Annotated in this window: 20 protein-coding genes; 9 read left to right on the top strand and 11 right to left on the bottom strand. The window is 69.3% G+C overall.

Going from position 1 to position 24,316, the window contains the following annotated elements; genetic code table 11:
* Positions 1 to 245 precede the first annotated feature (245 nt).
* Complete coding sequence (locus LWF15_RS13130) at positions 246 to 2,012, top strand: alpha/beta hydrolase (protein ID WP_232810863.1); 1,767 nt, start codon at positions 246 to 248, stop codon at positions 2,010 to 2,012.
* A gap of 138 nt (positions 2,013 to 2,150) precedes the next feature.
* On the opposite strand, the gene LWF15_RS13125 is transcribed toward LWF15_RS13130, so the two are convergent.
* The 6 genes from LWF15_RS13125 to LWF15_RS13100 form a co-directional block, all read right to left on the bottom strand.
* Positions 2,151 to 2,426, bottom strand: a complete 276-nt coding sequence (locus tag LWF15_RS13125; protein WP_232810861.1) for a hypothetical protein — start codon at positions 2,424 to 2,426, stop codon at positions 2,151 to 2,153.
* Between the two features lie 121 nt (positions 2,427 to 2,547).
* Positions 2,548 to 3,375: an alpha/beta fold hydrolase gene (locus LWF15_RS13120; protein ID WP_232810859.1), complete on the bottom strand. Its 828-nt coding sequence runs from the start codon at positions 3,373 to 3,375 to the stop codon at positions 2,548 to 2,550.
* A gap of 80 nt (positions 3,376 to 3,455) precedes the next feature.
* Positions 3,456 to 6,143 (bottom strand): AAA family ATPase, encoded by a 2,688-nt coding sequence (locus LWF15_RS37480; protein WP_232810857.1) that lies wholly within the window; start codon positions 6,141 to 6,143, stop codon positions 3,456 to 3,458.
* A gap of 192 nt (positions 6,144 to 6,335) precedes the next feature.
* On the bottom strand, positions 6,336 to 7,394 hold the full coding sequence (locus LWF15_RS13110) for a hypothetical protein (protein WP_232810855.1): 1,059 nt from the start codon (positions 7,392 to 7,394) through the stop codon (positions 6,336 to 6,338).
* Positions 7,391 to 8,695, bottom strand: a complete 1,305-nt coding sequence (paaK, locus tag LWF15_RS13105; protein ID WP_232810853.1) for a phenylacetate--CoA ligase PaaK — start codon at positions 8,693 to 8,695, stop codon at positions 7,391 to 7,393. Before paaK ends, LWF15_RS13110 begins: the two co-directional genes overlap by 4 nt.
* Before the next feature lie 137 nt (positions 8,696 to 8,832).
* A complete protein-coding gene (locus LWF15_RS13100; RefSeq protein WP_232810851.1) occupies positions 8,833 to 9,384 on the bottom strand; it encodes a GNAT family N-acetyltransferase in 552 nt (183 codons plus the stop codon).
* A gap of 81 nt (positions 9,385 to 9,465) precedes the next feature.
* Between LWF15_RS13100 and LWF15_RS13095 the strand changes: the two genes are divergently transcribed.
* The 3 genes from LWF15_RS13095 to panB are packed head-to-tail and all read left to right on the top strand — an operon-like array spanning position 9,466 to position 12,328.
* Positions 9,466 to 10,089 (top strand): DedA family protein, encoded by a 624-nt coding sequence (locus LWF15_RS13095; RefSeq protein ID WP_232810849.1) that lies wholly within the window; start codon positions 9,466 to 9,468, stop codon positions 10,087 to 10,089.
* A gap of 55 nt (positions 10,090 to 10,144) precedes the next feature.
* Positions 10,145 to 11,398, top strand: a complete 1,254-nt coding sequence (locus LWF15_RS13090) for a DUF3500 domain-containing protein (RefSeq protein WP_232810847.1) — start codon at positions 10,145 to 10,147, stop codon at positions 11,396 to 11,398.
* Between the two features lie 60 nt (positions 11,399 to 11,458).
* Positions 11,459 to 12,328, top strand: a complete 870-nt coding sequence (panB, locus tag LWF15_RS13085) for a 3-methyl-2-oxobutanoate hydroxymethyltransferase (RefSeq protein WP_232810845.1) — start codon at positions 11,459 to 11,461, stop codon at positions 12,326 to 12,328.
* On the opposite strand, the gene LWF15_RS13080 is transcribed toward panB, so the two are convergent.
* Together LWF15_RS13080 and LWF15_RS13075 are read right to left on the bottom strand one after the other, a co-directional pair.
* Positions 12,274 to 13,494 (bottom strand): MFS transporter, encoded by a 1,221-nt coding sequence (locus LWF15_RS13080; protein ID WP_232810843.1) that lies wholly within the window; start codon positions 13,492 to 13,494, stop codon positions 12,274 to 12,276. The two genes, panB and LWF15_RS13080, sit on opposite strands and share 55 nt — an antisense overlap.
* Positions 13,495 to 13,599: 105 nt before the next feature.
* Positions 13,600 to 14,652, bottom strand: coding sequence for a medium chain dehydrogenase/reductase family protein (locus tag LWF15_RS13075; RefSeq protein WP_232810842.1), 1,053 nt, complete (start codon positions 14,650 to 14,652; stop codon positions 13,600 to 13,602).
* 103 nt (positions 14,653 to 14,755) lie between these two features.
* On the opposite strand from LWF15_RS13075, the gene LWF15_RS13070 reads away from it, so the two are divergent.
* A complete protein-coding gene (locus LWF15_RS13070) occupies positions 14,756 to 15,403 on the top strand; it encodes a TetR/AcrR family transcriptional regulator (RefSeq protein WP_232810840.1) in 648 nt (215 codons plus the stop codon).
* Here LWF15_RS13070 and LWF15_RS13065 read toward each other — a convergent pair.
* Entirely contained in the window at positions 15,375 to 16,088 is a 714-nt protein-coding gene (locus LWF15_RS13065) for an SDR family oxidoreductase (protein ID WP_232810839.1), read from the bottom strand. The two genes, LWF15_RS13070 and LWF15_RS13065, sit on opposite strands and share 29 nt — an antisense overlap.
* 96 nt (positions 16,089 to 16,184) lie before the next feature.
* Here LWF15_RS13065 and LWF15_RS13060 point away from each other — a divergent pair, with 96 nt between their 5' ends.
* Positions 16,185 to 17,021, top strand: a complete 837-nt coding sequence (locus tag LWF15_RS13060; protein ID WP_232810838.1) for a LysR family transcriptional regulator — start codon at positions 16,185 to 16,187, stop codon at positions 17,019 to 17,021.
* Here the strand turns inward: LWF15_RS13060 and LWF15_RS13055 are convergent.
* A complete protein-coding gene (locus LWF15_RS13055; protein ID WP_232810836.1) occupies positions 17,011 to 19,854 on the bottom strand; it encodes an FAD-binding and (Fe-S)-binding domain-containing protein in 2,844 nt (947 codons plus the stop codon). The genes LWF15_RS13060 and LWF15_RS13055 overlap by 11 nt on opposite strands.
* Positions 19,851 to 21,017 (bottom strand): pyridoxal-phosphate-dependent aminotransferase family protein, encoded by a 1,167-nt coding sequence (locus LWF15_RS13050; RefSeq protein ID WP_232810834.1) that lies wholly within the window; start codon positions 21,015 to 21,017, stop codon positions 19,851 to 19,853. Before LWF15_RS13050 ends, LWF15_RS13055 begins: the two co-directional genes overlap by 4 nt.
* Before the next feature lie 142 nt (positions 21,018 to 21,159).
* Here LWF15_RS13050 and LWF15_RS13045 point away from each other — a divergent pair, with 142 nt between their 5' ends.
* The 3 genes from LWF15_RS13045 to LWF15_RS13035 all read left to right on the top strand — a co-directional run bounded on the left by LWF15_RS13045 (position 21,160) and on the right by LWF15_RS13035 (position 24,292).
* Positions 21,160 to 22,530, top strand: coding sequence for an SLC13 family permease (locus LWF15_RS13045; protein ID WP_232810832.1), 1,371 nt, complete (start codon positions 21,160 to 21,162; stop codon positions 22,528 to 22,530).
* Between the two features lie 74 nt (positions 22,531 to 22,604).
* Positions 22,605 to 23,549, top strand: coding sequence for an ATP-binding cassette domain-containing protein (locus tag LWF15_RS13040; protein ID WP_232810830.1), 945 nt, complete (start codon positions 22,605 to 22,607; stop codon positions 23,547 to 23,549).
* Positions 23,546 to 24,292 carry an ABC transporter permease gene (locus tag LWF15_RS13035; protein WP_232810828.1) on the top strand — a complete coding sequence of 249 codons (747 nt, stop codon included), beginning with the start codon at positions 23,546 to 23,548 and terminating at the stop codon, positions 24,290 to 24,292. Before LWF15_RS13040 ends, LWF15_RS13035 begins: the two co-directional genes overlap by 4 nt.
* Positions 24,293 to 24,316: the final 24 nt, after the last annotated feature.

The raw sequence follows: 24,316 nt of genomic DNA, 5'->3' as shown, positions 1-24,316 counted from the left end.
GAAACTGTTCCGCGGGAGAGCCTTTGAGCAGGCCACCCTGACGGCTCCCGTCCCTTCCCGAGCGACCGCTCACAGGTGGTCATCCTTAAGGATGACTGTGGCCCGCTCCGACGAAAAGCTGACGCCCCTTTCGTCACTTATTCGTAAGTTCTCCTGCAGCGAAACCGCCGCAACCGCGCGGCGAACACCCGCCGACAAGGGTTGCGGCGAGGTTCCTCTCGCACGCAGCAGGAGAAAGGACTCTGATGAGGTTCACACGCGCCGGATCGCTCGTGGCGGCCCTGGCCATGGCTGCCTCAGGGACGGTGGCACTGGCCGCCCCCTCGGCCAGTGCCACCACCACCAGATCGACAGCCCGCAGCGTGGCCGAGCCGGACCGGACGTCCGAGGCCGAGGCCCGGCGGATGGACAGGATCAAGACCCCCGAACTGGACTGGTACTCCTGCTACGCCCCGAACCTGCAGTGCGCCACCGCGAAGGTGCCACTGGACTACGACCAGCCCAAGGGCGCCAAGACCGAGATCGCGTTGCTGCGTTCGCGGGCCACCGAGCCGAAGAAGCGGATCGGCAGCCTGTTCGTCAACCCCGGCGGGCCCAGCGGCTCCGCCACCGACGTGGCCGCCAACGCCGCCGAGTTCTTCGATCCCGCCCTGCAGGAACGGTTCGACATCATCGGCGTCGACCCGCGCGGTGTCGGGGCCAGCGCCCGGGTCAAGTGCTTCACCAGCAACAAGGCCCAGAGCAACGGGCTGGAGGGCCTGAAGGCGGCCAACTACTACCCCGAGACCAAGAAGGAACAGCAGGCGATGATCGCCTCAGCCGAGCAGCTGGGGCAGAAGTGTTCCACCACCGGCAAGAAGCTGGCCGGGTCGATGTCCACCGTGCAGGTGGCCCGGGACATGGAACTCATGCGGCGCGCGGTGGGCGACAAGAAGCTGACCTACATCGGCTTCTCCTACGGCACGTTCCTGGGTGAGGTGTACGCCAACCTCTACCCCGATCGGGTCCGCGCCATCGCGATCGACGGCGTCCTCGACCCGATCTCCTGGACCGGCACCAAGAAGACCGGAAAGCTCAACCAGGACCAGCGTCTGCACTCCGCCGAGGGGGCCGACAAGGCGCTGCGCGAACTGCTGGTGCGCTGCGGCAAGGCCGGTGTCGAAGCGTGCCCCTTCGCCGCCGGCGGCAAGACCGTGGCCAAGTTCGACACCCTGACCAAGCGGCTGAAGAAGAAGCCCGTCGTCTTCCCGGACGGCTCCCGCTACGACTTCAGCAACCTGATCGACGACAGCCTCACCGGGCTCTACGACGTCTTCGGCGTCATGCTGCTGCCCCCGCTCCTGCAGAGCACGTGGGAGGCCACCGACCCGGGCGCCACCAAGGCTCAGCGCACCGCGGCGACCAAGCGACTGCGCAAGTCCCGCAACGCCACGCACGCGGCGGTGAAGCCGGCCCCCGGCCCCCGGCGCGGTTTCCCCTACGACAATCCGGACGAGGCGTTCTCCGCTGTCACCTGCACCGACGCCCGTCACCCGGCCAAGGCCTCGAGCTGGCCGGCCCAGGCCCGAGCGGCGGACAAGCGGGCCCAGTACTTCGGCGCCAAGTGGGCCTGGACCACCGTGCAGTGCGCCACCCAGACCTGGACGGTCAAGGACGAGGACGCCTACCGCGGCCCCTTCACCCGCAGGACCGCCGCCCCTGTCCTGGTCATCGGCAACACCTACGACCCGGCCACCAACCACGCCGAAGCCGTCTCCACCGCCCAGCTGATGCCCAACAGCCGCCTGATCAGCAGCGACAGCTGGGGCCACACCGCCTACAACTCCTCCGCCTGCGTCAACGAAGCGGTCTCGGCCTACCTGCTGACCGGGAAGGCCCCGGCCAAGAACCTCAGGTGCGTAGGGGATTTCCAGCCCTTCGTCACCGCGGACGAGCCGAGCGCCCAATCCACCCTGGCCGCCCGACCCAGCATCGTCTCGCCCCCGCCCAGCGTCTTCTCCCCCGAAGACTGATCCCTCAACCGGCCCTGACGGCCCGCCCGGTCGGCGCACCTCGCGTCCGGCCAGGTGGGCCGTCCGGCTGCCGTCTCCCGGATCGCCCGGCCCGCGCCTGGTCGAGCAGTTCCGGGTCCCGGCCCGGCCACGGCACCATCAGGGTTCTTCGTGTGGGATTCCCAGCGACTCGTCCACCGCCTCCTGGGGCCAGGTGTCGATCGGACCCAGGTTCTCCCAGACGAACTTCCGGTCCTTCTTCGACAGTTCGGTGCGCACTCCCCCGCTCCAGGCGATGCGGCAGGGACCGTCGTGCAAAAGGTCCGCGCCGCAGATCGCCGCGCCCACCACGTCCTGCAGGGCTATCGCCTGCTCCTCGGTGGCCAGGATCTCGAACCTCAGTTCCAGTGGCTTGCGCGGATCGTCCTTGGGCACGATGCGAACCTAGCCAGCCGTCGCCCGGCCCGAAACTGGTTTTCGAACGCTCCCCGACACCGAAGAGGACGTCTGTGGCCACGGTGCCCACAGACGTCCCCAAATTCTGTGACTAACTGACTTAGCTGCTGTACTCCTTCAGGAAGGCGAGCAGGTCGTCGCCGAGGCGCTCCTTGTGGGTGTCGGTGATGCCGTGCGGGCCGTCGGGGTAGACCAGCAGGCGGGCGTCCTTGACCAGGGCGGCCGAGGCCTGACCGCCGACCTCGATCGGCACCACCTGGTCGGCGTCGCCGTGCACGACCAGCGTCGGCACGTCGATCCGGGCCAGGTCCTCACGGAAGTCGGTGGCCGAGAACGCGGCGATCGACTCGTAGGCGTTGCGGTGCCCGGCGGCCATGCCCTGCGCCCAGAACGAGTCCCGGGCCCCGGCCGAGACCGGCTTCGTGGGGTGGTTGAAGAACGGGCCGTCGGCCAGGTCCTGGTACAGCTGCGAGCGGTCGGCCAGCGAGCCGGCCCGCAGACCGTCGAACACCTCGATGGGCAGCCCACCCGGGTTGTCCTCGCGGCGCAGCATCAGCGGGGGAACCGCGGAGACCAGCACCGCCTGGGCCACCCGGGCAGTGCCGTGACGGCCCATGTAGCGGGTGATCTCACCGCCGCCGGTGGAGAATCCCACCAGGGTGACCTCCTGCAGGTCCAGGTGCTCGATCACGGCGGCCAGGTCGTCGGCGTAGGTGTTCATCTCGTTGCCGGTCCAGCTCTGGGTGGAACGGCCGTGACCGCGCCGGTCGTGCGCGACGACCCGGTAGCCGTTCTCGGCCAGAAACAGCTGCTGGGCCTCCCAGCTGTCGGAGTTCAGCGGCCAGCCGTGGGAGAGAACGACGGGACGGCCGGTTCCCCAGTCCTTGTAGAAGATCTGGGTGCCGTCGGAGGTGGTCACGAAACTCATGGGTCTGCACTTTCGATATGGGACGTGCTGTGGGCGCCGTCGACGCTAGGGCCCGTGCCGCTCGGATCGCGTACGTCGAACTACGTACTCGGCAGAACCCGGCCGAGTTCCGAGCGGGAGCGGATGCCGAGCTTGCGATAGATCCGCGAGAGGTGGGTGGAGACGGTGCGTGGTGACAGGAACAGGCGCTCGGCGATCTCCCGGGTGCTGAGCCCTTCGGCGGCCAGCCGGGCGATCTGGGTCTCCTGCGGGGTGAGGGCGGTGACACCTTCCTCGTCGCGGCTGGTCCGGCGCAGCGACTCGCCGGTGGCGCGCAGTTCGTTACGGGAGCGCTCGGCCCAGGCCAGGGCGCCCAGAGAGTCGAAGGTGGCGGCGGCCGCGCGCAGCAGGGGACGGGATTCGGCGGGTCGGCGGTGGCGGCGCAGCCAGACTCCGTAGGCGTGCTGGCGGCGGGCCTGCTCGAACGGCCAGCCGGTCAGGTCTTCGCCGACTGCCTGGTCGTAGGCCTCGGCGGTGTCGGCCAGCACAGCCTCGGCGTAGCCCAGCCCGACCATCAGGGCCGGCGAACGCCCGAGCTCGGCGACCGGGGCGAGCCCGGCGACCAGCCGACGCAGCTGAGTGGTGGCGCCGCAACCGGCCGCTGCCTCCACGACGAAGCCCAGCAGATGGTGACCGGTGTAGGGGTGGAAGCCGTCGTCCGCCTCGTCGAAGATGCGGCACAGCTCGGAGAACGCCTCCTCGAAACGCCCGTCGGCCAGGGCCGCCAGCCCGCGCACCTGACGCACTCCGGCCAGCAGCGGGTTGCGGCCGTAGGCCAGCAGCATCGATTCGGCTGCTGCGGCCTGTTCGTGAGCCTCACTGACCTCTCCACGTAACGCGTGGGCGGCCCCCGCTGCCGTGCAGGTGGTCGGGATCCAGTTCGGCGCCCTGACGTCCCGGGCCAGCTCCTGAACCTCGGGCATCAACATCATGGCGGTGCGGGCGTCTCCCAGGTAGGTGGCCCCCACTGCCTGACTGATCCGGGCCCGGTAGAGGACACCCAGGCGTCCCTGTTCCCGCAGCCCGACCTGGGCCATCGCCTGCAGGGTGAACCCGGTGGGGGTGTCGCCGAGAACTGCGGCGGCCAGTCCCAGCTGGTGGGTGGCGTACGGATCAGTCCCGCCGCGGGCCAGCAGCTCCCGGATCAGCGGACGACAGTAGGGCCCCCGGGCCAGGGGCGCGATCAGTGCCAGGGCGCCGATGAGCAGCGGGTCGCCCGAGACCGACATGGCCCGGTCGATCGCCGCGACCAGACGCTTCACGGCGACCGGGTCAGGTTCGGAGTAGTGCGCGCGTAGCGAGATCCGGTCCACCAGTACTACCGCTCTGACCACATCACCGTTCTCGACCAACGTCTCGACCGCGTCCGCCGCCCTGATCAGCCGCTGCCCGCCGGACCAGTGGGTGGCGTACAGGGCTTCGACGTCGAGTTCGTAGACAGCCCGCTCACCTACCGACAGATCTTGCGGCCGGATCTCGGCCAGGAGCCGAGCGGTTGCGGCGAAATCGCCCTGTTCCAAGGCCATGTCGGAGGCAGCCATCAGGCGCTGGGCGCGCGCGGCGGGATGCTGACTGAGCCGGGCCGCCCGTTCGAACGCGGTCTGCGCGATCCCCGGAGCCTGTCGGTGCCGGGCCCGGGCCGCAGCGTCCTCGAGGGCGACGGCCAGCAACTCGTCGGGGCGGTCCGCAGCAGCCGCCCGGTGCCACAATGCCCGTTCTGGTTCAGCGGTGAGCACGTGAGCCAGAGCTGCGTGCACCTGCCGGAGCTGAGCGGTAGCCGCGGTGTGCTGTAACGCCGAGCGCAGCAACGGATGCCGAAACCTCAGGCGCAGCTGCTGATCGACCTGGACCAGGCGGGTCTGCTCAGCAGGCTCCAGATCCGCGTGATCGGCGGGACCGTTGATGACGACGCCGGTAGCCCGGACGATTTCGTCCACGTCGTCACCGTCGTCCAGGGCAGCGACCACCAACATGGCCCTGGTGGTCGCGGGTAGCTCGCCCACCAGCCCGGAGAAGGTTCTTTCCAGCCGCTCGCTCAGCGGAACGGAGCCGGACAGCGCGGCCGGGCCTACTGACCTCAGGGCAGCGCTCCCCAGCTCGACCAGGCCCAACGGGTTGCCGGCGGCGGTGTCGAGCACCTGGGCGCGCAGGACACCGGACAGCTGCGGCGCCACGTGCGTCAGAACTGTCTGCGCATCGGTCTCCGACAGTGGCTCGAGCCGTCGCTCCGGCAGAGCCACCGCATTCAGGCGCCGCTCGACCTCACCGCCGTCACGCGCGGTCAGCACCATCGCCGTCGGCACACCGTTCAGCCGACGGGCCACAAAAGCCAGTGCCACCCAGCTGCTCTCGTCAACCCATTGCAGGTCGTCGACGGTCATCAGAACCGGAACGCCAGCTTCGGCAATTGCGGCGAGCATCAGGGTCGCGACGCGGAACGGGACCGTGTCCGGCGCCTCCAGAATGACCTGAGCAGCATCCAGCAGATCGGGCGCCGCGTACAGCAGGCGATGCACCGCCGCGTACGGAATGTGCACTTCGGCCTGAACTCCAGCAGTGTTCAGGACGCGCAGCCCCGCCCGGCCGGCTTCCTCACCAGCCTCCTCCAGCAAAGTGGACTTGCCCACTCCGGCCTCGCCCCGCAAGATCAGCGCGCCACCGCGGCCCGCCGCAGCACCGTTCACTAGAGCTGACAGTGCCGCCAGCTCTGCGCCTCGCCCCACAATCACCGGCCGATTCTATTCAGTCATGAACTCAGCGACCCAAGACGGACGAAATGCCCGAAAAGGTTTGGGCGGTGGTGCCACAAGTGCGGCGGCACCGACAAAGAATCCGGATGCACTGTGGTGACGCAGTATGAGCACTTGCCACTGCCTGTTGTTCAGGACCGCAGTACCCCACTCAGTCATCCGGAACACGCGCTACTGCTGCTGGCGGCTGGGTCTCGCTGCATGCAACCGCTTCGACTCCTCGACCTGGGCCAACTGCTCAGGGGTCAGCTTCCGGGAGTCGTCGAGGTCCTCCGGTGGATAGATTCCCCAGCCGTCCTCGTTGCCCAGATCGTTGACGTAGACGCCCCCCTGGACGAATCCGCCGATCCAGCCGAACGACTCGTCCCCGGCCTCCGACGTCGTCTCGCCGATCCCCGTCGCTACTTGTCCCCGGATGATGACGGGTTGTCCGTGCGACAGCCACGGCGGGCGCTGGCTGCTGATGCAGGGCACCGCGGGGGCGTCACCGTAGGCCGCCGCAACCATGCGTGCGGCGGTCGGGCCCGACTCCCTCGTGCGGGCCAGCGGTTCGCTCGTCACCGGGCCGTCGGGGGTGTCCAGGCTGAGGCGGTAGCGGCGATCGGCGTCAAAGGTGTGTCGGACTTCGACGGTGAAGGTGTCTTGGGCTCGCTGAACGGCAGCGTTGATCTGGGCCCGCTGCCCGGAGGTCAGCTCGGCCTCGTCGCCCAGTTCGTCCGCTCCGAACAAGGCGTCCTCGCGACCTCCGACACCCATCACCCAGACACCGCCCTCCAGGAAGGCCCCGATCCAGCCCGGCGCGGCCTCACGACCGGGTTGCGTGCTGTCGGCGCGGACCAGGACCGGCTGACCGACCGACAGCCACGAGGGCTCCGGGGCGGTGATGTCGACCTGAACTCGGATCTCGGGCCCGACCTCGGGGAAGGGCCTGACGATCTCCTCCACCACATGCTGCGTCTGGGCGTAGCGGGTGTAGACCCTGCTGGTCACCGGGCCCTGCGGGGTACCGACAACCACCTGATACCGACGGTGCTCGTCATAGGACATCACGGCGTTGACGGCCACGAGTCCGTCGATGGGCGACAGGCCCGGAATCACCTCGAAGGGCTCGGGAAGGTTGATCCTGGATTCCTCGTGTCCCTGCATCTGGGCATTCTCCCGCAGAGCCCCACCTTCGTCCCGGTCCGGGTGGACCGGGACCTCTTCGCCTACGACGTCGACACCGGTCAACCGGCCTCCATATTCGTCCTGAGATCCACGACCCGCCGGGCCTTGCCGGTCGAGCGCTCCAGCCCACCCGGCGGCAGCAGGTCCACCTTCACCGACACCCCGATGCTTTCCTTCACCACCGAACTGAGAGTGGTTGCCCGCTGGGAACTCTGGGTCTCGTTCAGGGCGGTGCGGGCCTCGACGCGCACGGTGAGCTCGTCCAGGCGGCCCGGGCGCTGGAGCACGCACTCGTAGTGCGGGGCGAGGCCGGGCACGCGCAGAATGATTTCCTCGATCTGGCTGGGGAAGACGTTGACGCCGTGCACGATCATCATGTCGTCGCTGCGGCCGGTGACCTTGGCCATGCGCCGCATGGTGCGGGCAGTGCCGGGCAGCAGTTGGCTCAGGTCGCGGGTGCGGTAGCGGATGATCGGGAGGGCCTCCTTGGTCAGGGAGGTGAACACCAGTTCCCCGGCCTCGCCGTCTCCCAGCACCGAATCCGATGCCGGGTCGACGATTTCGGGGTAGAAGTGGTCTTCCCAGATGTGCGGGCCGTCCTTGGTCTCCACGCATTCCTGGGCCACGCCCGGGCCCATGACTTCGGACAGGCCGTAGATGTCGACGGCATGCATGTCGAAGCGTTCTTCCACCTCCCGCCGCATGCTCTCGGTCCACGGTTCGGCTCCGAGCACTCCTACCCGCAACGACGCTTTCCGGGGATCGAAACCCTGGCGGTCACACTCGTCCAAAATTGTGAGCAGGTAGGAGGGGGTGGCCATGATGACCTCGGGGCGTAGGTCGGCGATCAGCCGTACCTGGCGTTCGGTCATGCCGCCGGACACCGGAACTACGGTGCAGCCGAGGCGCTCGGCGCCGTAGTGGGCACCGAGGCCGCCGGTGAAAAGCCCGTAACCGTAAGCAATGTGCACCAGGTCGCCGGGGTGGGCGCCGGCTGCCCGCAGTGAGCGGGCCATCAGGTCGGACCAGGTGTCGATGTCGCGGCGGGTGTAACCCACCACGGTCGGCCGGCCGGTAGTACCTGAGGACGCGTGTACGCGGCTCAGTTGCTCACGGGGCACCGCCAGCATGCCGAAGGGGTAGGCCTGGCGCAGGTCTTCCTTGGTGGTGAAGGGGAAGCGGGCCAGGTCTTCCAGGGTGCGGCAGTCGTCGGGGTGCACTCCGGCGGCCTCGAACGAGCGGCGGTAGAAGGGCACGTTGTCGTAGGCGTGCCGCAGTGACCACTGGAGCCGGCGCAGTTGCAGGTCGCGCAGTTCGTCGCGGGAGGCGGTCTCGATCGGGTCCAGCTCCAGCGGATGAATCACGTGCGCCTCCCTTGGGCCAGCGGGGTGCTGAGGACGTGGCCGGGTTTCACCACCTTCTCGACGTTAGGCGAATCCGGCGGGCCCGCCGGGCGTTGTGCGGTGAATGGCGGGTGAAGGTCCCCGCAATGCCGAGGCTGTCAACGGCCGGGCGGCGCACTCGCAGCGGCCCGGACGCCGAACCACTGCTCAGAGCCGAATTTCTGATACCTCTGCACCTCGACGAAGCCGAGCCGGGTGGCCAGACTCAGCGAACGCTGGTTGGCGGTCTGAGTGCACAGCACCACCGGCTCACCCGGGAACACCTCGTCGAACCAGGTCAGGGCCGCGGTGCATGCCTCGGCGGCGAAGCCCATCCCCCAGAACTCGGGCAGGAAGAGGTAGCCCAGATCCACCTCGCCGTTCTCGGGCCGGACGCGGTCGGCCGGGCCCAGGTTGCGGCGTTCCAGCATCACCAGGCCGATCATGACTCCGTCGAGATCGACCACGAAGACGCCGGGACGCTGTCCGGGCACCTCGGGCAGTCGTTCCAGTTCGTCCGCCGGCTGAGGGCCGCCGACGTAGGCGCCCACCTCCGCCGAGCCGAACAGTTTCTGGAACCGCTCCCGGTCGGAGGGGCGGGACGCTCTTAGGAGCAGCCGTTCGGTGCTGATCGGGGCTGGCGGCCAAGGGTCGTAGGAGACGTTCACCACTGGCCCAGTGTGCCCGATTTGTCGATGTCGGGCCCCTCGCAGTCAGGTCCCGTTCAGGGTGTGCGGTGCAGGCTGGGGGTCATGCTGTCTTTTCTCGCCCCGGAGCACCTGATCTCCACCTTCGGGCTCCTGGGCATCCTGGCCGTCGTGTTCGCCGAGTCCGGCCTGCTGATCGGTTTCTTCCTGCCGGGCGACTCGCTGCTGTTCACCACCGGCCTGCTGGTGGCCGAGGGCACCTACCTGCACCAGCCGCTCTGGCTGGTCTGCCTGCTGGTGGCGGTCGCGGCCGTGGCCGGTGACCAGTTCGGCTACCTCTTCGGCCGCAAGTTCGGCCCGGCCCTCTTCCGCCGGCCCGACTCGCGCCTGTTCAAGCAGGAGAACCTGACCCGGGCCCACGAGTTCCTGGCCACCTACGGCGCCCGCTCGATCATTCTGGCCCGGTTCGTGCCGGTCGTGCGCACCTTCACCCCGATCGTGGCCGGAGCCGGCCGGATGGACTACCGCACCTTCCTGGTCTGCAACGTGATCGGCGGCGTGCTCTGGGGTGGCGGCGTCACCCTGCTGGGGCACCAGCTGGGACAGATCGCCGTGGTGAAGGACCACATCGAGCTGATGCTGATCGCCGTGGTCGCCGTCTCGGTGATCCCGGTCGCGATCGAGGTGCTGCGGGCGCGTCAGCAGAACCGCCCGCGTCACGTGGCATAGCAGGCGCACAGGAAACGTTCAGAACGCGTGGATCGGTGACTGCGACTGTCTTTCCATGACAACGACCCGGACCACTCGTCAGCGCAAGTCCCTGTCCTTCGCCTCGATGATCCTGGCCGGCGCGCTCGCCCTAGGCGGCTGCGCCTCCGCGGCCGACGCCACCACCACCTCAGCGGTCAGTTCCAGCTCGGGCGCTTCGATCTCGACGATCTCGGCGGCCGATGAGAGCACCGACTCCAGCACCACCGCGGAGACCATCGCCGAAACCACGGCCGCGGTGGAGGCCTTCCTGGAGACGCTCTCGGACGAGCAGCGCGAGACGGTGCTGTACGACTACGACGACGAGACGAAAACCACGTCCTGGTCGAACTTCCCGGTGACCTTCGTGCAGCGGGCCGGCCTGAACCTGAACGACCTCACCGAGGAGCAGCAGGCCGCCGCGATGAAGGTGCTCGAGGCCCTGCTGAGCGACGAGGGCTACGCAACCGTCACCGGCATCATCGGCGGCGACGAGTTCCTGGCCGAGAACAGCAGTTCCACCGAGGATTCGCTGGGCCAGTACTACATCGCCTTCTTCGGCGAGGCCTCCACCGACTCCGCCTACGAGATCCAGTTCGGCGGGCACCACCTGGGCATCAACGCCACCCTGGACGGCTCGGCCGACTCGGCCGGCGAGATCACCTTCGCCCCCACCCACCTCGGCTCCCAGCCCGCCGTGTACACCAACGAGGACGGCGAAGAGGTCCAGCCCCTGGCCGGGATGTACGAGGACGCCTTCGCCTTCTACGACAGCCTGACCGAGGAGCAGCAGGCCACCCTCTACCAGAGCGAGGACGTCTCCGACCTGGTCTGCGCGGCCGGCAGCACCTGTGACTACCCCACCGGCACCGGGATCTCCGGCGCCGACCTCACCGACGAGCAGCGGGAACTGCTGCTGCAGGTGATCGCCAACTGGGTCGGCCTGTCCGACGAGGAGACCACCGACGCGGCGCTGGCCGAGATCGAGGCCACCCTGGACGAGACCTACGTGAGCTGGTCGGGCGCGACCACCTACGACATGACGTCGGGCGGGGGGATCTACTACCAGATCTCCGGCCCGGACGTGTACATCGAGCTGGCCAGCCAGCAGGGCTCGGCCGGCGCCGACGTCGACGGGGTCACCACCGCCGGCTGGGGGCACATCCACACGATCTACCGCGATCCGAGCAACGACTACGCGGGCAGCGCCTCCCAGCAGGCGTCCACCGGAATGAGCGGGGGTGGCGCAACACCGCCGAACGGGGCGGGCACGCCGGCCACGGAGAGCTGACGTTCGTGGTTGCTAGGCTCGGGCGTCACTGTCGGGAACAGACGTACCGCGAAAGAAGTCATGGCCAGCACCGAGGAACCCGCTCCCTACGGCTCCGGAACACCGGCAACCGCCAGCACGTCCGGAACCCGGCCGGTGAAGCGGGTCCGCACCCACCACCTGCTCGAGATGAAGCAGCGTGGCGAGAAGTTCACCATGCTCACCGCCTACGACATGTACACCGCGCAGGTCTTCGACGAGGCGGGCATCGATCTGCTGCTGGTCGGGGACTCGGCGGCGAACAACGTCTACGGCCACCGCACCTCACTGCCGGTCACCGTGGACGAGCTGATCCCGCTGGCCCGCGCCGTCGCCCAGGCGGCCGGGCGGGCCCTGGTGATGGGTGACCTGCCCTTCGGCTCCTACCAGGGTTCACCGGAGCAGGCCTGGGACACCGCCGCCCGGTTCATGAAGGAGGCGGGGGTGGCCGCGGTCAAGCTCGAGGGCGGCGCCGCCATGGCCCCGCAGATCGAGCGGCTCACTCAGGGCGGCATCCCGGTCTGCGCCCACATCGGTTTCACCCCGCAGTACGAGCACGCCCTGGGCGGTTACCGCGTACAGGGACGGGCCGACGCGGCCGAACGGGTGCGACAGGACGCGCTGGCCGCCCAGGAGGCGGGAGCGTTCGCGGTGCTGATGGAGATGGTCCCGGCCGAACTGGCCGCGAAGATCACCCAGGAGCTGAGCATCCCGACGATCGGGATCGGCGCCGGCAACGGCACCGACGGCCAGGTGCTGGTCTGGCAGGACGCCTTCGGCCTGAACACCGGCAAGCTGCCCCGGTTCGTCAAGCAGTACGCCGACCTGCGCAGCGTCCTCTTGCAGGGGGCTGCCGCCTACCGGGACGACGTCAAGTCCGGTTCGTTCCCCGGCCCCGAGAACAGCTTCTGACGCACCAGCAGAGCCGCCACCCCGGCCAGCGCCACCAGGCCCACCGCACAGGCCAGCAAAGTGCCCTGTGCTCCCCCGTACTCGACGGCCAGCCCACCCAGAGCCGTTCCGGCCGGCACGGCCAGTAGCGCTACCGCGCTGTCGACGGCCAGCACCTGGGCCAGCCGTTCGGCCGGGGCCAGGCGCTGGTACAGCGCGATCGAGGTGGCCTGGTAGGGCGCCCAGCTCAGACCGACCAGTGCGAAACCGACAATGGACGCTGGTGTCGCAGCTCCCAGCCCCAACGGCAGCAGGCCCAGCCCGGCCGTCAGCACACCGGCCACGGTGATCAACCACGGCGAGAACCCGCTCAGGTAGGGGGTGATCAGGCCACCGAGCACCGCGCCGATCCCGAAGGCGCTGTAGAAGGTGGCCAGGGCGAGGGCCGTGCCGTCGGGCTGCTGCACGAGGGTGGGCAGGGCCACGTAGACCGGGCCGAACAGGAAGAAGAACACTGCGCTGAGAGCGATCAGGCCGAGCAGCGCCGGGGTCTGCCGGACCACGGCCAGACCGCTCAGACGGGAGGCGCTGGGCGGGGGCGCAATCCGGGCCGGGATCCGGACGAGGTAGTAGGACAGGGCCAGGACGCCGAAGGTCAGGGCGTCGAGCGCGATGGCCCCGGCCGGGCTCCAGAACACGAGCAGGAGCGCGGCCACCGGCGGGCCGGCGATCGTGCCGGCTTCGGAAAGGATGGCCAGCAGGGAGTTGCCGGCCAGGTGCTGGCGTTGCGGCAGGATCTCGGCGATCAGGGTGAAGCGGCCGGCCGAGCCCCACGAGTGCAACACCGACGAGGCCGCCAGCAGCCCGATGCACAGGCCGATGTCCAGCACCCCGGCCACGTGGGCCAGTGGGATCGAGCCCAGGGTGAGGAACCGCCAGGCTGCGTCCCCGAACGCCAGCTCCGCGCCGCTGCGCCCCTGCAGGAACCGCCCCAGCACCAGCGCCCCGACCGCGCCCGGCAACGACGACGCGGTGACCGCCAGCCCCACCAGTGTGGCGTTGGCGGTGAGTTCCTGCGCCAGAAGCACCACCGCCACCACCGCGATGCCGTCTCCCAGGTAGGACAGGGCCATTCCCGGCGCCAGACGCCGGAACGTGGGGTTGGACAGCACCAGCCAATGAGACAAGACTCCACCTTCCGCGAACCGGATGCCGACCATCCTGGTGCGCGAAATCGTCCTCTGGCCAATGGTTCTGCTCGTAGGCAACCGGGTTCTGCCGGTTGCAGAACCTCACGCGTCGGGAGTGAGCACGACCTTGCCCATCACCGTGCGCGACTCGGCCAGCAGCATGGCGTCGGTGGCCGCCGAGAGCGGGAACCGCGCGGCGATCTGCGGCTTTACCTCCTGGTCGGCCAGCAACTGCAGTAGCTGGGCCAGGTCTTCACGACGGCGGGCCCGGAAGGCCTTGGGGGTGATCGTCTTACCCGCCCAGATGCTGAAGAAGCTGGCCCCACGGCGGTTGGGCAGGTAGTTCCACAGCATGAGCCTGCTGACCAGCGCCATGGTGGGCCAGAAGTTGCCGCCCTCGTCGTTCACCGTGGCGGCGTTGCCGTACACGCACAGGTAGCCGCCCTTGCGCAGCAGCTTCCACGACTTGACCAGGTTCTCGCCGGCGATGTGGTCGAACACCGCATCCACCCCTTCGGGGGCCAGGGCCCGGATCTGCTCGTAGGCGTCCGCGTCCCGGTAGTCGACCGGGGTGGCCCCCAGGGCCCGCACCGCGTCGTGGTGGCGGGCCGCGGCGGTACCGATCACCGTCATGTTCGCCGCGCGGGCGATCTGCACCAGCACCGACCCGACACCTCCGTTGGCGCCGAGCACCACGATCGTGCCGCCGGGGCGGACCTTGGCGGTGCGGTGCAGCATCTGCCAGGCGGTGATGCCGTTGATGATCAGCGTCTCCACCTCGGCCGGGTCGAGGCCCTCGGGCACCGGCATCAGGTCGGCCGCCTCGATCAGCAGGTGACTGGCCCAGCCTCCGATCTTGGTGATGGCGGCGAAGCGCCGGCCGACCGTCTCGGCCGCAACCCTCGGGCCGACCGCCACCGCGGTGCCGACCACGTCGTAGCCCGGCACGAACGGGAAGGTGGGCTGGTCGTAGTAGCGGCCGCGGCGCATCTGCTGCTCGGCGAAGGAGACCCCGGTGGCCTCCATCCGCAGCAGCACCTGCCCGGCGGCGGGTGCGGGCAGGTCACGAGCCTGCACCTGCAGACCCGCGGGCTCGATCGGGCCGGGCATCACGACCTCGGTGGTGACGGTGCTCGTCCCGCTCGTGCCGCTCATGACTGACTCCTTGACTGCGCTGATCTCCATGGCCATGACATTACGTGCGTTAGTTAACGCATGCAAGCTTACGGCCCTAAGTTTGTGGCTGTAAGCTTCCGTCATGGACACCGCGAAACCCGCCCGGGCCCGTAACCGCCGAGGTGAGGGCCGCAAACTGCGCGAGGAGATCGTGGCCGCGGCGATCGCCCTGCTCGACGAGTCGGAGGACGAACGCGCGGTCACCCTCAGGTCGGTGGCCCGCAAGGCCGGGATCTCCGCCCCCTCGATCTACGCGCACTTCGCCGACCAGCCGGCGATCATGCTGGCCGTCGTGCAGCACGGCCTGGCCGAACTGGAGCAGGCCCTGCGCGAGGCCGCGCAGCAGGCGAGCGACCCGGAGCAGAAGGTGTGGGCGATCAGCCGGGCCTACCTGGCCTTCGCCGCCCAGCACCCGACCCGCTACCGCACCCTGTTCGGTGGGCTGTGGATGCCCGCGATCGACGGCCGGAGCTCGGTCACCGCACAGGACATGGAAGACCTGGGGGTGGGCAGTCTCGGCCTGCTGGCCGAGGTTCTGGCCGAGGCGGGGCAGGCCGGCGTCTCGGACTCCGACGACCCGGCCAAGGACGCGGTGGCCCTCTGGCTGGGACTGCACGGCCTGGCCCACCAGCGCGCCGCCACCCGGGTCTTCCCCGGGCCCGACGACATCGAGGAACGGATGATCCCGCGCCTGGCCCGGCTCACCAGGGCAGAGCACCCTCCTCGTTGAAGAAACCGCCTCGCGGCCCGTCGTCGGCCACCGTGGCCAGCCGAACCGCGATGGCCGCACCCTCGGCGGTGCTGCGGTAGCCCTGGTAGGCGGTGAAGTCGCTGGCCACGTAGCCCGGGCAGACCGCGTTGACCAGGATGTTCGTGTCGGCGAACTCCCGGGCGTACTGCAGCGTGACGGCGTTCAGCAGAGTCTTGGACGGGCCGTAGGCGCCGTCGATCGCCCCGGCGTACATCGAGGCCTCCTGCTGGTGCGCCAGCGAGGCCATCGACGTGGACAGGTTGACGATGCGGGGCGCGGCAGATCGACGCAGCAGGGGCAGGAAGGCGTTGGTCACCCGCATCACGCCGAACACGTTGGTGTCGATCACCCGGCGGAACCGTTCCAGATCGGTCCCGGACGGCAGCTGGAACGCCCCACCATTGATCCCCGCGTTGTTCACCAGCACGTCGAGCTCGGTGAAGGCGCCCACGGCCGCCTGAACGCTCTCGTCGCTGGTGACGTCGAGAGGGACTGCGAACACGTCCAGCCCTTCCGCCTTCAGCCGATCCACCGCCTCGGCCCCGCGTTCGCCGTCGCGCGAGCCCACCCCCACCCGGTACCCCAGCTTGCCCAGCTGCCGGGCGATCTCGTAGCCGATGCCTTTGTTCGCCCCGGTGACCAGGGCGGTCTTCGTTTCGCTCATGCCCAGGACGCTAGGTTTCGCCCGCCCGGATGGTCCAAGACCGCTCCGGTGCCTGCTCATACCTGCCGGGTATCAGCCCCGGGTTAGGATCCGGCGGTGGAGACCCGCGAGATGCGCTACTTCGTGGCCGTGGCCGAGGAGCTGAACTTCGGCCGGGCCGCCGAGCGCCTCGGTATGGCCCAGCCACCGCTCTCCCGCGCCATCCAGCAGCTGGAACGCCGGCTGGGCACGAAACTGCTGGAACGCGACCGGCGCGCGGTCGAGCTCACCCCGGCCGGAGCAGTCCTGCTGCGCGAGGCCCGCACCGCGCTCACCGCCGTCGAGGCAGCCGAACGGCGCACCCGCCGGGCCGGGGTCCAGCCCGACGGGATCACCCTGGTGGCCAAGACCGGTATGGGCAGCGAACGTCTGGCCAAGCTGCTCGACGCCTTCGCCGTCGAACACCCCGACGTGAAGGTCGACGTGGTGCTGGCCGCCCTGGGCGAGTCGGAGCCGATGCTGCACGACGGCCGCGCCGACCTCGGCCTGCTCACGCTGCCTTTCGACCGCACCACCGGGCTGGACTACGAAGAGCTCGACACCGAGAACCGGGTGGCGATCCTGCCCGGCGGGCACCCCTACGGCACCCGCGAAGGCATCACTCTGGCCGAGATGGACACGATTCCCGGCCTGCCGCAGGCCCGTTGGCGCCAGGCCGACGGCACCTACCTAGACGGGCCCGGGCCCCAGATCCGCGACCAGCTGCAACTGCTGCAGCTGGTCTCGCTGGGCCGAGCCAGCGCCGTGATCTGCGAATCCTGCCTGCCCACGGCCGCCGGGCTGGCCTCGGTGCCGGTGACCGACGCCGCGCCGGTCACCAACGTCATCGCCTGGCCGGCCCACAGCCGCTCGCAGACGGTGGCCGCCCTGGTGCGCACCGCCCTCAGCCGCTGAGGGCTTCGGCCACCAGTTCGACCGGATGCCAGGCCGTACGGCGGGTTCCGTGGAAGATCTGCTCCCGGCACGACGTACCGGTGGCCGCCACCACGGTGAGCTCGTCCTCGGCCTCGATCGCCGGGAACAGCCGATCTGCGCCCACCTTCATGGACAGTTCGTAGTGCTCGGCCTCGTAGCCGAACGAGCCGGCCATCCCGCAACAGCCCGCGTCCAGCTCCACCACCTCGGCGCCCGGAATGCGCCTCAGCAGGGCCATCGTGGCCGCAGTGCCGACCTCGGCCTTCTGGTGGCAGTGGCCGTGAAACAGGATGCGACGCCCGGCGAGCCAGGAATCCGGAGCCAGCCGCAACCGTCCTTCATCGATCGCCTCGGTGAGCAGCTCCTCGACCTGCCGCACCCGCCCGGCCACCGACACCACGTCCGGATCGCCGGGCAGCAGGCTCACGTGCTCGTCCCGCAGCGTGAACAGGCACGAGGGTTCACAGCCGACGATCGGGCCGGTGCCGGCGGCCAGCGTGTGCGCCATCGAGGCGGCCTTGGCCTGGGCGTCTTTCACCATTCCCTTCGAGAGCGCCGACCGGCCGCAACATCCCGCATCGGCGAGCGATACCTGCCAGCCGGACTTTTCCAGCAGGGTGATCGCAGCCTGACCGATCTGCGGCTCGGTGTAGGTGGTGAACGAATCGGCCAGGAAATTCACCACCCCCTCAGAGCTTTTGGACGGACGCGGCCGGGTTGCGTACCAGCGCTTCAGATTGCGGAAGCGAAACTTGGGTAAAGGACGCTGCGGCGAGATCCCGGCCAGACGCACCAGCGGCCGGCTCAGCCCACCCAGATTGGCCACCGGTGCGAGCGCCGACCCCAGCCGGTTCAACCGCCGGATCGAGGCGAACAGCCTGCTGCGGAATGGAATTCCGTGCTGCTCGTGGTAGTGCGACAAGGTCTCGCTCTTCAGCTTGGCCATGTCCACCCCCAACGGGCACTCGGCCTTGCAGGCCTTGCACATCAGGCACAGGTCGAGGATCTCGTGCAGCCGCTCGTCGCCCAGCGCCGTCGCCGGATCCGGTTCCGACAGCGCCTTGACCAGCGCATTGGCCCGGCCCCGGGTGGCGTGTTCCTCGTCGCGGGTGGCGATGTACGAGGGGCACATCGCGCCGGTGGTGCTCTTGCGGCACAGGCCGATGTTCATGCACCGGTCGGCCGCTCCCCGCATGCCGCCGACCACGTCGAACTGCAGCCGGGTGCGCAGTTCCGGGGCCGGAGGCAGGGCAGCGTCCCGCAGGTGGTCGGTCATCGGCGGCGCATCCACGATCTTGCCCGGGTTGAAAATGCCCTTCGGATCGAAAAGTTGCTTCACCGAGCGCATTGCCTCGTACAGCTCGTCACCGAAGAGTTCGCGGTTGAACTCGCTGCGGGCCAGGCCGTCGCCGTGCTCGCTGGAGTTGACCCCGCCGAACTCGCGCACCAGATCCTTGATCCGCTCGGCCACCGCGCGCATCCGGGCAATCTCGTCGGGACGCGAAAGGTCGACGAACGGCCGGATGTGCAGGCAGCCGACCGAGCAGTGGCCGTAGAAACCGGCCCGCATCCCGTACTCGTCGAGCACCTGGGCAAAACGCGCGGTGTACTCGGCCAGCCGTTGCGGCGGCACGGCCGTGTCCTCCACGAAGGCCAGCGGCCGGTTCGAGCCCTCGCTGGCCGCCATCAGCAGACCAAGGCTGGACTTGCGCACCTTGAGCAGCGCCTTCTGCTCGGCCGCGGTCTCCAGCTGCAGCGTGTGGTAGCCGTGCCCGTTCTCGGCCCACAGGCTCACCAGAGCCTGCAGTTTCGATCGAACGATGGACGCCTCGTCCCCGGCGAACGAGACGAACAACAGAGCCGCCGGGTCACCGACGAGATGCTCGCCCAGGTCGGCGTACTCGATCTTCTGGCGGGACAGGTCGAGGATGGTCTTGTCCATCAGTTCGACCTGGGCGGGTTCGCAGCTCAGGGCGTCGGTGGTGGCCTCGATCGCCTTCTGGGTGGTGTCGAAGTGGCCGACCGCGAACATGGTCACCGCGGGCCGGGGCACCAGGTCCACCTCGGCGTGGGTGACCACCACCAGGGTGCCCTCGCTGCCCACCACGAACTTGGCCAGGTCGAACTCCTGGGCCAGCCGGTCGAGGCGGTAGCCGCAGGCCCGGCGCCAGAACGGCGGGAAGCCGTTCGCAATCGCATCGGAATTGGTCTGCAGGATCTTCGGAAGCTCCTCGTACAGCCGGGCTTCCAGTGATTCCCGTCCCGGTTGGCTGAGGCGCCCGGGCTCGAGCCGGGCCGTCGAGCCGTCGCTGAGCACCACGTCGAGTGCCCGCACGTGATCGATCGTCATGCCGTAGCGCAGCGATCCGCTGCCTGCGGAGTTGTTGCCGATCATGCCGCCGATGGTGGCCCGGTTGCTGGTGGAGGTGTCCGGGCCGAACATCAGCCCGAACGGGGCGGCGGCCTGGTTCAGCTGGTCCTGCACCACTCCGACCTCGACCCGGGCCCGGCGCCGCTCCGGATCGATCCAGACGATCTGGTCCAGGTGCTTGGAGAAGTCCAGCACCAGGCCCGCCCCCACGGTCTGGCCGGCCAGGCTGGTGCCCGCCCCGCGAGCGGTGACCGGCACCCCGAACTCCCCCGCGATCCGCACCGCCGCGCACACGTCTTCCACCGAGCGCGGGAAGACCACGCCGAGCGGGGTGATCGCGTACATGCTGGCGTCGCGGGAGAAGAGGTGGCGGCTGTAGTCGTCGAAGCGCACCTCGCCGGCGATCTCGGCGCTGAGCCGCTCGGCCAGGCCAGCCGTCACTGGCTCTCGTCCCTCAGCGACTCCAGGGCCGCGTTCACTCCCCCGGTGTCGATCGGTAGCCCGGCCAGTTGCAGCCCCATCTGCACGCCGCCCAGCGTGCCGATCAGGGTCAGGTCCTCGAAGGCGCCCAGGTGCCCGATCCGGAAGACCTTGCCGGCCACCTTGGAAAGTCCTGCCCCCAGGGACATGTCGAACCGCTGCAGGATGATGCGCCGGATCTCGTCGGCGTCGAACTGCTCGGGCACCAGGATCGCGGTCAGCGAGGACGAGTACTCCCGCTCGTCCTGGCACAGCATCTCCAGCCCGCCGCCCCAGGCCCGGACGGCGGCGCGGGTGGCCCGGGCGTGCCGGTCGTGGCGGGCGAACACGTTCTTCAGGCCCTCTTCACGCAGCAGCTTCAGCGAGGCCTCGAGACCGTAGAGCAGGTTGGTGGCGGGTGTGTAGGGGAAGAACCCGTTGGCGTTCGTCTCGAGGATCGGACGCCAGTCCCAGTAGGACCGGCGTAGCCCGGCGTGCTCGGAGGCGGCCAGCGCCTTGTCGCTGATCGCGTTGAAACTCAGCCCGGGCGGCAGCATCAGGCCCTTCTGCGAGCCGGCCACCGTCACGTCCACCCCCCACTCGTCGTGGCGGTAGTCGATCGAGGCGAGTGAGGAGATGGTGTCGACCAGCAGCAGGGCCGGGTGGCCGGTGCGGTCGATCGCCGCCCGCACCTCGGCGATCCGGCTGGTGACCCCGGTGGAGGTCTCGTTGTGCACGCAGCAGACCGCCTTGATCTCACCTGCCGGGTCGGCGGCGAGCCGTTCCTCGACCTGGGCCGGGTCGACCCCGTGCCGCCAGTCGCCGGGCACGAAGTCGACCACCAGGCCCAGTTCGGTGGCCATCCTCTGCCAGAGGGTGGCGAAATGGCCGGTCTCGAAGCACAGTACGCGATCGCCCGGGCTGAGGGTGTTGACCAGCGCGGCCTCCCAGGCGCCGGTGCCGGAGGCGGGGTAGATCACCACCGGGTTGCCGGTGCCGAAGACCGGGCGGATGCCCTCCAGAACGCGTCGGCCCAGGGCCTGGAACTCCGGGCCGCGGTGGTCGATGGTCGGGGCCGCCAGTGCGCGCAGTACCTCGTCCGGGCAGTTCGTCGGGCCAGGGATCTGCAGGAAGTGACGCCCCATCGCAGGACCTCCTAGTTAGGGCTTGACGTGACCTGCGTTACACGTGATGGTGCAAAAGGTACACGAACGTCGATTCCGTCACGTGGAACTCAGCTCCGGGAAGCATCCGTCCACCCTGTCGATGACGTCAGCGGGAGCCGCCGTGTCCGAAGAGCTCATCTCGATACTCGTTCTGGCCCTGGTGTTCCTGGTGGCCACCGTGCTGCCGGTGCACATGGGGGCCCTGGCCCTGGTGGCCGCGTTCATCGTCGGGCCGCAACTGCTGGACGAGGACCTGGACGCGGTGCTCAGCGGCTTCCCGGCCGACCTGTTCGTGATCCTGGTCGGCGTCACCTACCTGTTCGCCCTGGCCAAGGAGAACGGCACGGTCGACTGGCTGGTGGAGAAGGCCGTGCAGTCGGTGCGCGGCCGGGTGGCGCTGATCCCCTGGGTGATGTTCGCCGTGACCGGCGCGCTCACCGCGGTCGGCGCGGTGGTGCCCGCGGCGGTGGCCATCATTGCGCCGATCGGCATGAATTTCGCCAAGCGGTACTCCATCTCGCCGGTCCTGATGGGCCTGATGGTGATCAACGGGGCCAGCGCCGGCGGGTTCTCCCCGATCAGCATCTTCGGCAGCATCGTCAACGGCGTGGTCGAGCGCAACGACCTTCCCGGCAACCCGACCGCACTGTTCCTGTCCTCCCTGGTCTTCAACGTCGTCCTCGGAGTGGTGGTCTTCATCCTCTTCGGCGGACGCAAACTGCTCGGACAGCGCGACCTGGGCGACGGCGTCCTCAATTCGACTGGAAGCCCAGAAAGCCCCGAAAACCCGCCCACAGCAGCAACTACGCCACCCGACCGCCGCGGAGACCGGGCCAGCACCACCGCCGTGCAGACCACCACGGTGGCCTCGCCACCCCGTACCGGGCACACCGATCTGGACCGCAACCGCCTGATCACCCTGCTCGGCATGCTCGGGCTGGCGGTGGCCGTGCTGGTGTTCGACCAGGACGTCGGCTTCACCGCTCTGGTGGTGGCGGTCGCGGTGACCATCCTGTGCCCCTCGAGCAACAAGAGCGCGGTCAGCGCGATCGCCTGGCCGACCGTGCTGCTGGTCTGCGGCATCGTCACCTACGTCTCGATGATGGAGCGGCTGGGCACGATCGACTGGCTGGGCGAGGGCGTCGCCGACGTCGGCACCCCGCTGGTCGCGGCCCTGCTGATCTGCTTCATCGGCGCCTCGGTGTCCGCCTTCGCCTCCACCACCGGCATTCTCGGGGCGCTGATCCCGCTGGCGGTGCCGTTCCTGCTGGCCGGTGAGGTGGGCGCGGTCGGCATGATCATCGCCCTGTCGATCTCCTCGTCGGTGGTCGACTCCAGCCCGTTCTCCACCAGCGGCGCCCTGGTGGTGGCCAACGCCCCGGACGACGAACGCGACCTGGTGTACCGGCGCCTGCTGCAGTGGGGCTTCTCGATGGTCCTGATCGCCCCGGTGGTGAGCTGGCTGGTCTTCGTCGTGCCGGGCTGGGGCTGAGCGACAGCCGCCCGTGTCAGGGCACGGGCGGCTCGTGTCAGGGGCGTGTCAGCGCCCACCTCCAGATTGAAGCCATGACGAACACCGCGATCGAGGCCTCCGGACTGAGGAAGGCCTACAAGGACAAGGCCGTGCTGGAGGGGATCGACTTCGAGGTCCCCGCCGGCTCGGTGTTCTCACTGCTCGGCCCGAACGGGGCGGGCAAGACCACCACCGTGAACGTGCTGACCACGCTGCTGCGGCTGGACGGCGGCAGCGCCCGGGTGGCCGGCTTCGACGTGGCCTCCGAGGCCCACCGGGTGCGCTCGGCGATCGGCGTCACCGGCCAGTTCGCCTCGGTCGACGAACTGCTCACCGGCCGCGAGAACGTGCAGATGATGGCCGACCTGCTGGGCCGGCGCGGGTCCGAGCCGATCGGGCCGCTGCTGCAGCGCTTCGACCTGGAGGAGGCCGCCGACCGGCGGGCCTCCACCTACTCCGGGGGCATGCGCCGCAAGCTCGACCTGGCGATGACCCTGGTGGGCCGGCCGCAGGTGCTGTTCCTCGACGAGCCGACCACCGGGCTGGACCCGCGCAGCCGGCGGATGCTCTGGCAGATCGTGCGGGACCTGGTGAACGACGGCATGACCATCTTCCTCACCACCCAGTACCTGGAGGAGGCGGACCGGCTCGCCGACCGGATCGCCGTGCTCGACCAGGGCCGCCTGGTGGCCCAGGGCAGCCCCGAGGAGCTGAAGCGCCAGATCCCCGGCGGGCACGTGGAACTGCGCCTCGCCGAGATCGCGGGCCTGGAGGCCGCCGCGCGGGTGCTGCCCGAGGCCACCCCCGACCCGGACAACCTGATCCTGCGGGTGCCGAGCGACGGCGGGGTGCGCTCGCTGCGCAGCCTGCTGGACCGGCTCGACGAGTACGCCGTGCCGGTCGAGGAGTTCACCGTGCGGCTGCCCGACCTCGACGACGTCTTCCTGGCCCTGACCGGCCAGTCCATCACCGCTACCGAGGAGACCGAAGCCCGATGAACAGCAACTCCGTGGTCATGCTGCGCCGCAACCTCCGCCACACCGTGCGCAACCCCGTCGCGGTCTTCAACGCGATCCTCTTCCCGATCATCCTGATGCTGATGTTCGTCTACGTCTTCGGTGACGCCTTCGACGTGGGCGGGGCCGACTACGTCGACTACGCCACCCCCGGCATGCTGATGCTGGCCATCGTCTACGGGCTCAGCGCCACCGTGATGGCGGTCAACTCGGACATGACCACCGGCGTGATCAACCGGTTCAAGGTCATGGACGTCTCCCGCAGCGCGGTGCTGACCGGGCACGTCTTCTCCACCGTGCTGCGCACCGGGCTGGCCCTGGCCGCGATCTTCGCCGTCGCCTTCCTGATGGGCTTCGACCCGCAGGCCTCGGCGGCCGAGTGGCTCGGCGTGCTCGGGGTGCTGGCACTGGTGGTGTTCGCGGTCAGCTGGCTCACCGTCGCCCTCGGCCTCTTCGCCAAGAGCCCGGAGACCGCCGCGTTCACCGTCGTGCCGCTGATCATGCTGCCCTTCTTCAGCAGCGCGATCGTCCCGGCCGAGGCGATGGGCACCGGCATCCGGCAGTTCGCCGAGTACCAGCCCTTCACCTCGATCATCGAGTCGGTGCGCGGTTTCCTGACCGGGACCCCCGACACCGGCCAGACCTTCGCCACCATCGCCTGGTCGGTGGCCATCATCCTGGTCAGCTTCTTCTGGGCCCGGGCGAACTACGGCCGGCGGGCCTGATTCATCTCAGAACGTGGCAAACTC

Origin of the sequence: Kineosporia rhizophila, from assembly GCF_021277265.1 — a bacterium.
Lineage (GTDB): Bacteria > Actinomycetota > Actinomycetes > Actinomycetales > Kineosporiaceae > Kineosporia > Kineosporia rhizophila.
The sequence above is the reverse complement of the archived record's forward strand: the minus strand, read 5'-3'. Positions and strand labels throughout refer to the sequence as shown.

What these genes read in the sequence shown, in the direction of transcription:
- LWF15_RS13130 (WP_232810863.1), top strand. Translation starts at nt 246, where the DNA reads ATGAGGTTCACACGCGCCGGATCGCTCGTGGCGGCCCTGGCCATGGCT.
- LWF15_RS13120 (WP_232810859.1), bottom strand. Translation starts at nt 3,375, where the DNA reads ATGAGTTTCGTGACCACCTCCGACGGCACCCAGATCTTCTACAAGGAC.
- LWF15_RS13095 (WP_232810849.1), top strand. Translation starts at nt 9,466, where the DNA reads ATGCTGTCTTTTCTCGCCCCGGAGCACCTGATCTCCACCTTCGGGCTC.
- LWF15_RS13090 (WP_232810847.1), top strand. Translation starts at nt 10,145, where the DNA reads ATGACAACGACCCGGACCACTCGTCAGCGCAAGTCCCTGTCCTTCGCC.
- panB (WP_232810845.1), top strand. Translation starts at nt 11,459, where the DNA reads ATGGCCAGCACCGAGGAACCCGCTCCCTACGGCTCCGGAACACCGGCA.
- LWF15_RS13075 (WP_232810842.1), bottom strand. Translation starts at nt 14,652, where the DNA reads ATGAGCGGCACGAGCGGGACGAGCACCGTCACCACCGAGGTCGTGATG.
- LWF15_RS13070 (WP_232810840.1), top strand. Translation starts at nt 14,756, where the DNA reads ATGGACACCGCGAAACCCGCCCGGGCCCGTAACCGCCGAGGTGAGGGC.
- LWF15_RS13065 (WP_232810839.1), bottom strand. Translation starts at nt 16,088, where the DNA reads ATGAGCGAAACGAAGACCGCCCTGGTCACCGGGGCGAACAAAGGCATC.
- LWF15_RS13050 (WP_232810834.1), bottom strand. Translation starts at nt 21,017, where the DNA reads ATGGGGCGTCACTTCCTGCAGATCCCTGGCCCGACGAACTGCCCGGAC.
- LWF15_RS13040 (WP_232810830.1), top strand. Translation starts at nt 22,605, where the DNA reads ATGACGAACACCGCGATCGAGGCCTCCGGACTGAGGAAGGCCTACAAG.
- LWF15_RS13035 (WP_232810828.1), top strand. Translation starts at nt 23,546, where the DNA reads ATGAACAGCAACTCCGTGGTCATGCTGCGCCGCAACCTCCGCCACACC.